10 protein-coding genes are annotated in these 12702 nt (G+C 61.3%); 8 read left to right on the plus strand and 2 right to left on the minus strand.

The genetic code is table 11. The features are described 5' to 3' along the window. The first annotated feature begins 28 nt into the window (after nucleotides 1-28). Genes GXY33_16700 through GXY33_16710 form a run of 3 tightly spaced genes read left to right on the plus strand, consistent with a single transcriptional unit; the run spans nucleotide 29 to nucleotide 2986 of the window. A complete protein-coding gene (locus GXY33_16700; protein ID NLX06778.1) occupies nucleotides 29-1246 on the plus strand; it encodes an aspartate aminotransferase family protein in 1218 nt (405 codons plus the stop codon). A 3-nt stretch (nucleotides 1247-1249) separates the two neighbouring features. Continuing rightward, on the plus strand, nucleotides 1250-2185 hold the full coding sequence (gene argF, locus GXY33_16705; GenBank protein ID NLX06779.1) for an ornithine carbamoyltransferase: 936 nt from the start codon (nucleotides 1250-1252) through the stop codon (nucleotides 2183-2185). A gap of 45 nt (nucleotides 2186-2230) precedes the next feature. Beyond that, the gene (locus GXY33_16710) at nucleotides 2231-2986 is read left to right on the plus strand and encodes a class I SAM-dependent methyltransferase (GenBank protein ID NLX06780.1); all 756 of its coding nucleotides are present in this window, start codon (nucleotides 2231-2233) and stop codon (nucleotides 2984-2986) included. A 319-nt stretch (nucleotides 2987-3305) separates the two neighbouring features. Here GXY33_16710 and GXY33_16715 read toward each other — a convergent pair whose 3' ends face one another. Together GXY33_16715 and GXY33_16720 are read right to left on the minus strand one after the other, a co-directional pair. Further along, nucleotides 3306-5099: a hypothetical protein gene (locus GXY33_16715; protein ID NLX06781.1), complete on the minus strand. Its 1794-nt coding sequence runs from the start codon at nucleotides 5097-5099 to the stop codon at nucleotides 3306-3308. A 321-nt stretch (nucleotides 5100-5420) separates the two neighbouring features. After that, nucleotides 5421-5915, minus strand: coding sequence for a transposase (locus GXY33_16720; GenBank protein ID NLX06782.1), 495 nt, complete (start codon nucleotides 5913-5915; stop codon nucleotides 5421-5423). 733 nt (nucleotides 5916-6648) lie between these two features. On the opposite strand from GXY33_16720, the gene GXY33_16725 reads away from it, so the two are divergent. From GXY33_16725 to metG, 5 genes are all read left to right on the plus strand, one after another. Next, a complete protein-coding gene (locus GXY33_16725; GenBank protein ID NLX06783.1) occupies nucleotides 6649-8874 on the plus strand; it encodes a hypothetical protein in 2226 nt (741 codons plus the stop codon). Nucleotides 8875-9304: 430 nt separating this feature from the next. Beyond that, complete coding sequence (rph, locus tag GXY33_16730) at nucleotides 9305-10024, plus strand: ribonuclease PH (protein ID NLX06784.1); 720 nt, start codon at nucleotides 9305-9307, stop codon at nucleotides 10022-10024. Beyond that, nucleotides 10024-10803: a hypothetical protein gene (locus GXY33_16735; GenBank protein ID NLX06785.1), complete on the plus strand. Its 780-nt coding sequence runs from the start codon at nucleotides 10024-10026 to the stop codon at nucleotides 10801-10803. The genes rph and GXY33_16735 overlap by 1 nt, the downstream gene beginning before the upstream one ends. A 30-nt stretch (nucleotides 10804-10833) precedes the next feature. Continuing rightward, on the plus strand, nucleotides 10834-12192 hold the full coding sequence (gene glmM, locus GXY33_16740; GenBank protein ID NLX06786.1) for a phosphoglucosamine mutase: 1359 nt from the start codon (nucleotides 10834-10836) through the stop codon (nucleotides 12190-12192). 118 nt (nucleotides 12193-12310) lie between these two features. Beyond that, nucleotides 12311-12664 (plus strand): methionine--tRNA ligase subunit beta, encoded by a 354-nt coding sequence (gene metG, locus GXY33_16745; GenBank protein NLX06787.1) that lies wholly within the window; start codon nucleotides 12311-12313, stop codon nucleotides 12662-12664. The last annotated feature ends 38 nt before the right edge of the window (nucleotides 12665-12702 follow it).

Raw genomic sequence — 12702 nt, forward strand, 5'->3', positions numbered from 1 at the left:
ACAAGCATCACGAGAAACGAGGTATATCATGGACCTGACCACTTCCGACGTTTTGAATCTCTACGCCAAACACGTCATCGCCAACTACCGCCGACTCCCCATCGTCATCGTCCGCGCCGAAGGCAACCGAATGTGGGACCTCGACGGAAAGGAATACCTCGACTTCTTCCCCGGCTGGGCCGTCAGCGGACTCGGTCACTGCCATCCCAAAGTCGTCCAGGCCGTCCAGAAACAGGCCGGTGAGCTTATCCACATCGACAACACCTTCGCCAGCGTCCCCCAGGCCCGACTCGCCCGGATGCTCTCCGAACGAAGCTTCGGCGGAAAGTGCTTCTTCTGCAACAGCGGCGCCGAAGCCAACGAAGCCGCCCTCAAACTCGCCCGACTCAAGGGCGCCGGACAACGCCACAAGATCATCTCCATGGAAAAAAGCTTCCACGGCCGCACCTTCGCCGCCATGACCGCCACCGGACAGGCAAAAACCCACGCCGGATTCCAGCCCCTCGTCCCCGGTTTCGCCTACGTCCCCTTCAACGACTTCGACGCCCTCGCCGAAGCCGTCGATGACCAGACCGTCGGCGTCATCCTCGAACCCATCCAGGGTGAAGGCGGTGTCAACATCGCCGACGCCGAATACCTCCACAAGGTCCGCGACCTCTGCGACCAGCGGGACATGGTCCTGATCCTCGACGAGGTCCAGACCGGCATGGGGCGAACCGGAACCTGGTTCGGCTACCAGCAGTACGACGTCGTGCCCGACGTCGTCGTCCTCGCCAAAGCCATCGGCGGCGGCGTCAGCCTCGGTGCCATCATCGCCAAACCCCAACTCGCCGACCTCATGAAGCCCGGCACCCACGCCTCCACCTTTGGCGGAAACCCCCTCGCCTGCGCCGCCGGTGTCGCCGTCGTCGAAGCCATCGAAGAAGAAAACCTCCTCCAAGCCGCCACCCAACGAGGCGCCTACCTCCGCCAAAAACTCGAACAACTCCAGGAAAAGTACCCCATCATCACCGAGATCCGACAGGTCGGCCTGATGATCGGCGTCGAACTCTCCGTCGCCGGCGATGACATCGTCGCCGCCGCACTCGAAAGGGGACTCCGAGTCAACTGCACCCAGCAGACCGTCCTGCGAATGTCGCCCGGCATGACCGTCACCGACGAAATGATCGACCAGGCCGTCGCCATCCTCGACGAGTCGTTCGCCCAGTGCCAGAACGGCCTGCTCCAAACGCCGGCGGAGGGCTAACCCATGCAGCCGATCCGACACTTCATCAACATCCTCGACTACGACCGTCCGACCCTCGCGGGCCTCATCGAAAAATCCATCGCCGATAAAAAACGCCTCGCCGCAGGCCCCCTCGACCCCTGCCTCGCCCGCCGAAGCGTCGCCATCTACATGGAAAAACCCTCCCTCCGAACCCGCGTCAGCTTCGAACTCGCCGTCGTCCAGCTCGGCGGCTATCCCGTTATCCTCAACCACGCCGAAATCGGACTCGGTGCCCGCGAACCCGTCAAGGACGTCGCCCGAGTCATCTCCCGAATGTGCGACGGCTTCGTCGCCCGAACCTTCAGCCACGAAGCCCTCGAGGAATTCGCCCGATACGCCTCCGTCCCCGTCGTCAACGCCCTGACCGACTACAGCCACCCCTGCCAGGCCATGGCCGACCTGCTCACCGTCCGCGAACGCTTCGGCTCGCTCCAGGGCCTCAAGCTCGCCTACGTCGGAGACGGCAACAACGTCGCCCGATCCCTCGCCGCCCTCTGCGCACGACTCGGCGTCGCCTTCGCCATCGCCGCCCCACAAGGCTTCCAACTCGAAGACGAATTCGTCCGATCCCTCCGCCAGCGCGCGCCAAACGCCGCCTTCGAACAATCCGACGATCCGCGCCGCGCCGCCGACGGCGCCCACGTCCTCTACACCGACACCTGGGTCTCCATGGGCCAGGAAAAGGACCGCGAACGCAAGGTCCAGGCCTTCAAGGGCTTCCAACTCACCGCCGACCTTCTTCGCTCCGCCGCCGACAACGCCGTCGTTATGCACTGCCTCCCCGCCTACCGCGGTATGGAAATCACCGACGAGCTCATGGAGTCCCCCCAGTCCGTCGTCTTCGACCAGGCCGAAAACCGACTCCACTTCCAGCGAACCCTCCTCGCCGCACTCATCGGAGGCGAACAAATCGACTGACGCCCAGGCACGCGCGGGCTGATCGCCGTCAAAGGATTGAAAATCATGGACATATGGAAGTTCTACGACATCACGCACCGTGAACACCTGATATGCAATCCCACCAGCGACGAAAAACTGACCCGTCTCGTGCAACTGTTGCGACTCCCAACCAACGCCCGGGTCGTTGACATCGCCTGTGGTAAGGGCGAATTCCTGATTCGCCTGGCGCAAGCCTACGGCGTTCGTGGCATCGGCATCGACGTTTCTCCTTTCGTCATCGCCGAAGCACAGAAAAGGCTCCAAACGCGGGCGCCCAGTGCCGGCGTCACCTTCACTCAGATGGATGGCGCGGATTACAAGCCGGACGAACCGCACAGCCTCGACCTGGCGTCGTGTATCGGCGCCAGTTGGATCTTCGGAGGCCACGCCAACACCCTCGAAGCCCTGATCAACATGGTAAAGCCCGGCGGCTGGGTCATCGTCGGAGAGCCGTACTGGCAACAGGAACCCTCAGCGGAGTACCTTGACGCCCTCGGCTGCGCCCGAGACGACTTCGCCACCCACGCCGCCAATGCCGAAGCCGGAGAAAAGCGGGGAATGGACCTCGTCCACACCATCGTCAGCAGCAAGGACGACTGGGACAGCTATGAAGGCCTCCAATGGTTCGCGACCGCCGACTACGCCCGCACCCATCCCGATGACCCCGACCTGCCCGAACTGGTCCAACGCGTAAACAAGGCAAAAACGGCATACCTCCGCTGGGGACGCGACACTCTTGGCTGGGCCATCTACATCTTCAGATCGCGCCCCGCCTCCTGACAAGCGAACAAACGCGACCCCGTAGACCCGGCAGGACGTGTTGCCACCCGCCAAAACACACCTTGCCTCTCCCCCAAATCAGCAATCTACAATCAGAAATCAGCAATCACTCCCCTCCTCGTGTCATCCCCGCGCAGGCGGGGATCCAGACCTCGATGCGAGAACGCAGCGCTAGGCGCCCGAATCAACCCCGTACGCCATCATCGCAAAAAGCCACCAACGAATTGCCCTTACCCGGTCATACCGAAAAACAGGCGCCGTTGATGCCCGTGTACGAGAACGTCCTGCGGTAATTCGGAACACTCCCGAATCAAGGTTCCTATTCTGTATAGGGCCCGCCGTCGTTCATGGCCATAAGCCGGAGAACCTCTTCAAACTGCGACTTGATCTTCGTCTTCGCGGTCAGATCCCAGATCGAAACTCCTAACGCCCGCAACCCGAGGATCGCGGGCGTCCAGGCCTGGCCCCACCCGGCCTCGATGCTCCAGGCACCCCAGCCGAGGTCCGCTGAGCTGCCCCAATATTCCCACATGCGGTAATCGAAGGCCCGAAACCACATGCCGCTCAGGTAGGGGTATCTTTCGGACCGGATTTGGATGCGGCACTGGAATTTGGCCAATCGGTCCGCGGCGTCTCTCAGTTTCGGATCACCGGTTACGGCGGCCGCCTCGTGGAGACCCAGCATGGCGAACCCCGTGCAATAGAGATGATCGCAGACGGGATCGCCGTTCTCCTGGATCAGCGACGCCTCGTCCGTTCCGTAGGCTTCGTTGGACTTCAATGGATAACAGCCGTCCATTCGTGTCCGGCATTCGTTGTGTTCCCGAATCGCCCCGCACGGCTGCTGAAGATTCAAAAGATAATCCGTTGCTCGCTTGAGGAACCCCCGATGTTCCGGCGTATCCTCCGCCCGTACCAGCCAGGCCAGGGCCAGGATCATCCGCGTAAAATCGCCTCCGTCCGTCCAAGGCCGTTCCGACCGGAGGGCCATCACCAGCTTGATCCCCAGCCGGGCCGTCTCCAGCAACGGTTTATACCCGGTGTGGTGATAAGCCCACAGAAAACAGGCCCACATGTAAGGGTCGCGCTCCGTGCAGGTATGAAAAGTCGGCTGGTCGTGATAGTACCGCCAGCCGTGTTTCTCGAGATCCGGAATATCCCAGGCACCCTCCAATGTCGTAAAGCTCAGCAATCCATACAGCCGATGCGTGGCCAGGATTTCCTTCAGCATCACGGAATCCCATTTGTCCGTTTTCAAACACGCAGCCGCGATCATCGTCGCGATCAACCCTCGAGCTTCGTCATCGGGATACGTCCGCTTCAGCCATCCTGCCAGGGATTTCCTGTCGCCCCATCCGCCGTCGCCCCATGCCTTCAAGCCGAACGCGGGGTGATTCGGATCGTCTCTGACTCCCGTGTGCATATTCGACCGAAAATACACGTAGTCGAGAAGATTCTCCGCGATCCTTCGGCTGCGCTCCCGTTTCCGTACCATCCAATCGAGCATCAGGACCATCGCGGACTCGCAGTTACAGTCTCCGCGCAAGGGAACCCGCTGTTTGTACTGCGCCCCGTCATAGCGAATGTTCGAGGAATAGCCTTCCAGCACGCCATACGTTCCATCGCCCACCGGTTCGTTCTCACCCGGCAGGTCGATGGTATCGTCGCTGATGTCCTCGTCGCCGCCGGCAATTCCTGCAAACCGCTCTTCACTCAACAGCAGCCGCGATCGATCATACCACTCGGCCACCCGCGCAAGGGCCGCGGTTTCCACGTCGGCCGGCAAGCTGTCCTTCGGGCCGTAGATCGGCCCGATCACCGGAGTCCATCTCAGATCCAAAGCCGTTCCTTCCCCCAGTTGTTTCAGGAGATACTCCCAAATGGTCTTCCACGCCCCGGCCGGAGCGAACCGCCCGGAAACAAAGCCGGAAAGCCTGCTCGTGATAACCAAGACATTGTCCTTGGCTCTGAAAAGGAGCGGCCAGGTTTCCTCCGGCAGGCCGAAAACAGCCTTATCATATCCAGCCACCCGCGCGATCACGAGAAGCGGATCGGCGGCCCTCATCGCGACAAAGCGGCAATCGTGCACGGCCAGGATCGTCAGGTTCTTCAAGGTGTCTCCGAAATCAGGCGCGGAGACGACCGCCCGCTCCCAGTGGCACCTTCTGACTTCCCCAGCCTCCTGGCCGGGCACAAACGATGGAAATTCCACCAACAGTTTCAACCGTTTCTGTTCCGCCAACTGAAATAGTTCTTCGGAGATTTCCGTCCGTGTGGCCGGATACGCATCAGCCAGAATCAGTACCCCATCGCCGCTCCGTGCTTTTTCAATCGCCTCCCGCGGAGTGTCATAGCGCGGATAGTCCTTTCCGGACGCGCTCAATACGCAATAAAGATCATTCTCGCAGGTCGAGCAGAATACCAGGCTCATTCCTCATTTCCCTTTCATTCGCTTTTCCAGACCCCGTTTCGACGCACGCAGACAAAAGACCGGGCCTGCGTCTCCCGGACGGGCAGGGTTTGATATGTTCCACAGAATGTGAGACAAAACGCGGTTCTGATTAAGAGACAGTCTTTCCTCCGGGAACGGGATCCGGCGTTGTCTGAGTTTAAGGTTTTCCTGTTTCCTCATTTCCCTGGCCGTGGCCAGTTTCCGGCGGCGTTCGGCCTGCATCGCCTCCGGGTTTCCATGATAGTAATCGATCGGCCGCAGGAACCCAACGGCCGAGTGCGGACGCTCGTGATTGTAGTGATCGATCACCGCGTCGACCACGCGTTTCGCCTCGCCGATGGTCCCTTGGCGGCGTTCGAGCTCGGCGTTGTCCGTCGGGGTGTGCGGCCGGATCTCGGTATGGGCGATGCCGGCCTCCTTCAACGTGGCTGCAAAGTCGCCCGAGTCATGTAGGGTGGATGTTCCTACATCCACCATTTCCTTCTGCCGCCCGTATCGCGAGCTGCCGAGCGCGTAGGGTGTGTTTTCGCCCGCGAAAACACACCTTGTCTCTCCCCCAAATCAGCAATCAACAGCAATTCCCGCTCCCCGCTTGGCGCTCTTGGCGTCCTTGGTGGTTCAACCCCTCCGCTCCCCGCCAAAGGCGGCTCCAGCCTGACCTCCTGATTTGCTGACTACCCGACCACCTCTCTTCCTCCGCGCCCTCCGCGTGCTCCGTGCAAACCCAAAAACGAACCGCCAACCACGCCGCCATCCCCCACCCCCAGCCTTCACATTTTGCATTTTAGTATTTTCTATTTTCACTTTTCATTTCCCCTCCGCGTCTCCGCCCCTCGGCGGGCGAACGCATTTTGCCTTCAAGGTCCGCCAACGGCGGACCCCTAAAGCCTAAAGCCCAGAGCCTAAAGCCTGCGCAGCCCCCCAACGCACCCTTGCCTCGCAGCCAAACCCCGGATACCATCATAATCCGGAATCCGCCGCCAACCTTCAACAGCGGCCGGGACATCTTCGATAGCATCGTATTTCCGGCGTCACGGCAGCCTGCCGGCGGGTTTCGCCAGCTTCCGGACGAAGAATGTTTGACGCAACGGCGGTTCGGCGGTATGTTTCGCTCTGCAAGCGGCTTCCGTCCAGCAAACGGCAGTTGTCGTATGATAAAGCGTTCGGCCTCAAGATGGCTGTCGAGTGAAGAAAGGGGAATTGACGTTCTATGTCGACTAAACTGGTGAAAGCGTTCAACGTCACAGGGGAGGAGCATGCCGACGCCTTCGAGCGATTCGCGAATGCGTTCATGGTCGATGATTATCCCGAGGTGAAGCCACTGGGCGGGAAAAAGGACAAGGGCATGGACGCCTACATCTACGACGATGAGGCCGGGAAGGCAACCGTCGTGGTGCAGAGCTGCGTTTCGCCCGCATCGAGGGCACGCACCAAGGTGCTCGGGACCATCGAGAAGCTGAAGGACAACGAGCTCCTGCCCGAAGTCTTCGTATACTGCACATCGGACAACGTCGGAACCGATCTAGACGAGACGAAGAAGGAACTCCGCCGCGACTACAAGGTGGCGCTCAATGTCTGCGACGCCGCTTGGTTCGTCTCCCGCCATCAGACGTCGCAAAACCGCGCCGCCGCCAGCGAAACATACGCTCGCGAGGTGCTGGAGCCATTCGTCCGCTCCCTCCAACCGGACAAACTCTACAGCCTCGTCCTAAGCGAGACCCAGCAGCGGGTGGCGGTCCAGTACCTCGAGGCGCTGACCCTCGACCGCGCCAGAGGCGGCAACCTGACGAAGGGCATTTTCGATGCCCTGATCGCGTGCGTCACGCGGGATTCGAACCCGCCGGCCAAAGCCTACACCGAGGAAGCAATTGTGACAGCTATCTGTGGGATGTTCCCGTCCGGACATGCGGGGCGGATTAAGGAGATCGTGCCGGGCCGCATCCAGCACCTCGTCCGCAAGAAGGCACTGCACTTCAACACGCAGGCCGGTGGTTACGTCCTCTCGTTCACGTACCGGGACCGGGTTCAGGGCAATATGCAGAAAGCTCATGATCGGGAACTGGCATTCTTGGCGGCTCTGGGCGCTGCCGTCAAGCGAGCGGGGGACGATCTGAAGGTGGATTACCAGTTCTCAACCGAGAAAGTCGTCGAGATCGGGCACCAAGCCGTGCTGTGGTACCTGCGTGAGCAGGGCAAGGCGGTCAGTGACCCGACGTCGGCTCTGCTCAACATCCTGAACGCGGAGAGGCTCGTCGAGGAGTTCTTGAAGCAGCACCCGCTTTCCAACCCCACCACGAAGGCACCGCTCACCAGTGAGCAAGTCATGGACCTGCTCCCGCCCGCCCTCTTCGTCACACTCAATACGAAGGACGAGGAGGTGCGGAAGTACCTACGGGGCAAGGCGGACCTGTTCATCGTCCATGGCTTCTTGCAGGTGACGCCGGACGTCCAGGATGCGTGCCGCAAGCTCCTCGGGGGCGACGTCCTTTACTTGGACACAACCGTCCTGATTCGCTGCCTCGCTGAACATTACTCCACAGGCGACCGGAGGCCGCTTCTGGATACCCTCGAAGGGGCGAAGCGGGTGGGCTACCAGTTGCGGACGTGGTGGCCCTACATTGGGGAGCTTGTGTCGCACCTGCGGAACCGCGTCCAACAGGAGTGGGCCAACCACTACCGTATCCGCAGCCCCGAAGTTCTGGCAGTGCTTCTACCCACGGCCCGGACCCTGGTCCGCGTGTTCTGCGAGCGTGCTAAGGCAGATGGAGGATCGCTGCCGGACATCGTGGATGAAATCCTCGGTACGACGAACGAACGAGAGAACGCCGTGGAGTTTCTCAAGGAGGTATTCGGCATTGAGACTGAGGACTTGCCGTCGCTCGACGGGGACGACCAGGAGGTTCGTGATCGAGCCCACTCGCTCTGGTCGAAGACCAAGCGCCGGCCCGAGAATGTTCCGGAAGACCGCTTCAGGATTCTCGTTGATAACGACGTCAACTCTTACGTCTCAATCATCCGCTTGCGGCGTACTCAGAAGACGCACGGGCCGAACTACGGCCACAAGATATGGTATTTGACCCTCGACCGCATGCCTTGGCGCATCGCGGGGATGATGTCGCAGAGGCGTGAGCCGAAGTACGAAGTGGCGATGAGCTTCAGTTACTTGATGAACTGCGTTGCCACGATCGCCATTACCGGCCAGGTCAACATCCCAGAAGAGCTGATCCCGGCCACCACGATCCTCGAAGAGGCAGAAATGGTTCCCGGCGAGATCCGAGCCGTGTACGAGAAGGATGTCAAGCCCACGGACAAGCCGTTCCTTCTGGTCAGGAAGGTGCGCGACTTGACACATAAACTCAAATCGAGCAAGCCGATGCAGGTTGAGCCGCTGGATGCCGAAGACTATCTGGATTTGACGGTCGAGGAAGGTATTTGACTTTCAAACCTTTCATTCTCGCATATGACTAACTGGGATCGACGCCATTCCCGCCATTCAGGATCGAAGGATCGGGGATCGAAACGGGGACGCAGCTAGTTTTCGCGTCATTCAAAACAGTCACCCGTTTTCGAACTTCCCCTTGCCCAGCCGCGGCAGCGTGCGAAGCAACCGGCGTCAGGTCCTGAACGTTTACTTCTCAACCCGCTCCCTTCGCAATCTTCCGTCCAAACCCTCCGCGTCTCCGCCCCTCGGCGGGCGAACGCATTTTGCCTTCAACGTCCGCCAAAGGCGGACTCCTAAAGCCTCCGCAGCCGCCCAACACACCCTTGCCTCACAGCCAGACCCCGGATACCATCATAATCCGGAATCCGCCGCCAACCTTCAACAGCGGCCGGGAGTTTTCGCTGAAACCAACCGGAGGCCCTCAATGGCCACAAAACGACATGACGGACGCAAACCCGACCAGCTTCGCGACCTGCGCATCCTCCGCCGCTACACCCGCTACGCCGGCGGAAGCGTCCTGATCGCCACCGGCCAAACCCAGGTCCTCTGCACCGCCTTCGCCGAACCCGGCGTGCCTGCCTGGCTCGAAGGAGCCGGCAAGGGTTGGCTCACCGCTGAGTACGGCATGCTCCCCTCCAGCACGCCCCAGCGAAAGCGACGCCCCGAACGCACCGACGGCCGCGCCCAGGAAATCCAACGCCTCATCGGCCGATCCCTCCGCGCCGTCCTCGACCTGGCCAGAATGCCCGACCTGACCATCGCCGTCGACTGCGACGTCCTCCAAGCCGACGGCGGAACCCGAACCGCCGCCGTCACCGGGGCCTACGTCGCCCTCGTCGACGCCGTCCGCAACGCCCTCGAGCGCGGCCTGATCGCTCAGAACCCCATCACCGGAGCCGTCGCCGCCGTCTCCGCGGGCATCGTCGACGGCCGCATCCTCCTCGACCTCGACTACGTCGAAGACAGCTCAGCCGAGCTCGACTTCAACGTCGTCATGACCGATCGCGGCCAATTCGTCGAAGTCCAGGGAACCGCTGAGAAAGAACCCTTCGACCGCATCCAACTGGATACAATTCTCAAAACAGCCGGAAAAGGCATCCGCCGGCTCATCAAAGCCCAGAAAGACGCGCTGAAGGAGAAATGATGCACACCCGACCAACCCGCTTCACCGTCGCCGTCCTCGCCCTGACCGCACTGGCGTCTCTTGCCGGTTGCCAGCAGCAACTGGGCCGCCAGGGCGACTGGCAGATCGTCCTCAAACGATTCGTCGGCCCCGACCGCACCCGCAGCGCCCAATGGTTCCACGACTCCCTGAAGGTCTCACGCGGCATCGACCCCGCCAAAATCGCCGTCACCCACAGCGACGAGGTCACCCTCCTGACCTACGGCTCATACAACAACCCCCAGTCCCAGCAGGCTCAGAAAGACCTCGCCTTCATCAAGGGTCTCGGCGTCCGCGATCAGGGCTACCTCTTCCTCGACGCCCACCTCGAACCCATCCCCGAACCCGACCCGCCCATCCTCGCCTCCTGGCGGCTCATCAACAGCGGCGGCTACTGGACACTCGAAATCGCCCGCTTCGATGAACCCGGCCACAAAAAAGCCGCCGTCGAACTCGTCCAATACCTCCGAACCGAAAAGAAAACACCCGCCTACGTCTACCACGCCGCCAACCGAAGCCTCGTCACCGTCGGAGCCTTTCCCGAAGACGCCATCCAAGCCGGCGGCGGACGACGAGGACCCGTCATCGGCATGAAGCCCGTCGTCACCGACCCGGACCTTAAGCGCTGGCAAAACGAGTTTCCCTACCTGATCGTCAACGGAACCTATATCGATCTGAAGGCCCCAAAAGACGATAAGAAGGAAATCCGAATGCCCAGCAAAATCATGCGGGTCCCCGACCCGTCAGGGAGCAACTGGTAGCCGTTTACTGTCAGCAAAGGAGGATGACGAATGCCATTGATCATCAGCGTCTCCGGGATGCGCGGTTTCGTCGGGTCCGATCTGGGCGCCCCCGAGGCGCTGAAAGTCGGCCGAATCTACGGCCGACTCGCCGCCAACGATGGCAAACCCTTCGTCGTCGCCAGTGACAGCCGAATCAGCAGCGACGCCCTCCGTTCCGCCGTCATCGCTGGGCTCCTCGCCGCTGGGGCCGACGTGATTGACATCGGCGTCGCCGCCACTCCGACCGCCTGCCTGACCGTCCGCCGGCACGCCGCCGCCGGTGGCGTCATCGTCACCGCGTCCCATAACCCCATTCAGTGGAACGGGATAAAACTCATCGGCCCCGACGCCCTCGCCGTCGACGCCCAGCGGGCCGAGCAGATCAAAACCGCCTTCCACCAGGACCCGCCCGAACACGCCTCCGCCACCGAATGCGGACGCCTCAAACGCGACGACCAGGCCCATCAAACCCACGTCCAAGCCGTCCTGGCCGCTTCGGACCCCAGGTTGATCGACGACCTGCGCTACCGCAAGGTCAAGGTCGTCCTCGACAGCATCAACGGCGCCGGCGCCCACGCCGGAACCATGCTTCTTAATGCCCTTGGCTGCGAGGTTTGTGGCCTCAACGCCGAACCGACCGGCCGATTCGCCCATACCCCCGAACCCATCCCGGAAAACCTCACCAGCCTGTGTCAGGAAGTAACCCGTCAAGGCGCGCAGGTGGGTTTTGCCCAGGATCCCGACGCCGATCGTCTGGCTCTGGTCGATGAGACCGGCCGGTGCATCGGCGAGGAATACACGCTGGCCCTGGCGGCGTGGGCCGTGCTGGCCCATCGCGCAGGTCCTTTGGCGACAAACCTTTCCACGTCGCGCATGGTCGATGACGTGGCCCAATGGTTCGGCCAGAAGGTCATCCGCACCCCGGTCGGCGAGGCCCACGTCGCGCGGGCTGTGATGCAGAACAATTGCCCGGTCGGGGGCGAAGGCAACGGCGGGGTGATCGTGCCGGATGTGGTGCCGGTCCGCGATTCGCTTTCGGCGATGGCTTTGGTGTTGCAGCTTATGGTCAGCCGGAGCAAGACGATTTCACAGCTCGTGTCCGAACTCCCGAAATACCAGATGGTTAAGGCGAAGTTCGAGTGCTCGCGGGAGAAGGCGGCCCAGGTGTGCCAGAGGTTAGTACAGAAATACGCCGATCAGAAGATCGACACCGCCGACGGCGTCCGGATCGACTTTCCGGATGAACGGGCGTGGGTCCACATCCGTCCCAGCAACACCGAGCCGATCATCCGGATCATCGCGGAGGCCCGCGATCAGGCCCGCGCCGACGAGCTGGTTGACATGCTGGCGGCGGAGACGGGCCGGTGATTGTAATTTGTCATACAACCATATCATCATACAAATCACGCCAATCGGGCGGTGGACGAACCGCATCGATTCTGTTAAACTAAACTGATAAAGGCCAAACCACCGAGGAGACAGTACCATGTCGGACGGAATAAAACCCGAGATCAATTTCGAGCAATTTGCCGCCATTGACCTCCGCGTCGCGAAGGTCGTTGAGGCATCGGAACACCCGAATGCAGATAAACTGATGGTTCTGAAGCTGGACTTGGGCGAGTTGGGCGAGCGTCAGATCGTCGCCGGGATCAAGCAGTACTATCGGCCGGAGGAGCTGGTGGGCAAGCTGATCGCGGTGGTGGCGAATCTGGCGCCGCGGACGATGCGCGGCGTTGAGAGTCGGGGCATGTTGCTGGCTGGGGTGGAAGGGGAACCGACGACGAACGTGGTGGTGATGAGTTTGGATCGTCCGGTAGCGCCGGGTTCGCGGATCAGTTAGGGTTCGGCCGGCGTAGAATATACAGACGAGGCCCAAGT

The organism is Phycisphaerae bacterium (assembly GCA_012729815.1).
In the GTDB taxonomy this organism is placed as follows: Bacteria; Planctomycetota; Phycisphaerae; order JAAYCJ01; family JAAYCJ01; genus JAAYCJ01.

What these genes read in the sequence shown, in the direction of transcription:
- GXY33_16700 (NLX06778.1), top strand. Translation starts at nt 29, where the DNA reads ATGGACCTGACCACTTCCGACGTTTTGAATCTCTACGCCAAACACGTC.
- argF (NLX06779.1), top strand. Translation starts at nt 1,250, where the DNA reads ATGCAGCCGATCCGACACTTCATCAACATCCTCGACTACGACCGTCCG.
- GXY33_16710 (NLX06780.1), top strand. Translation starts at nt 2,231, where the DNA reads ATGGACATATGGAAGTTCTACGACATCACGCACCGTGAACACCTGATA.
- GXY33_16720 (NLX06782.1), bottom strand. Translation starts at nt 5,915, where the DNA reads ATGGTGGATGTAGGAACATCCACCCTACATGACTCGGGCGACTTTGCA.
- GXY33_16725 (NLX06783.1), top strand. Translation starts at nt 6,649, where the DNA reads ATGTCGACTAAACTGGTGAAAGCGTTCAACGTCACAGGGGAGGAGCAT.
- rph (NLX06784.1), top strand. Translation starts at nt 9,305, where the DNA reads ATGGCCACAAAACGACATGACGGACGCAAACCCGACCAGCTTCGCGAC.
- GXY33_16735 (NLX06785.1), top strand. Translation starts at nt 10,024, where the DNA reads ATGCACACCCGACCAACCCGCTTCACCGTCGCCGTCCTCGCCCTGACC.
- glmM (NLX06786.1), top strand. Translation starts at nt 10,834, where the DNA reads ATGCCATTGATCATCAGCGTCTCCGGGATGCGCGGTTTCGTCGGGTCC.
- metG (NLX06787.1), top strand. Translation starts at nt 12,311, where the DNA reads ATGTCGGACGGAATAAAACCCGAGATCAATTTCGAGCAATTTGCCGCC.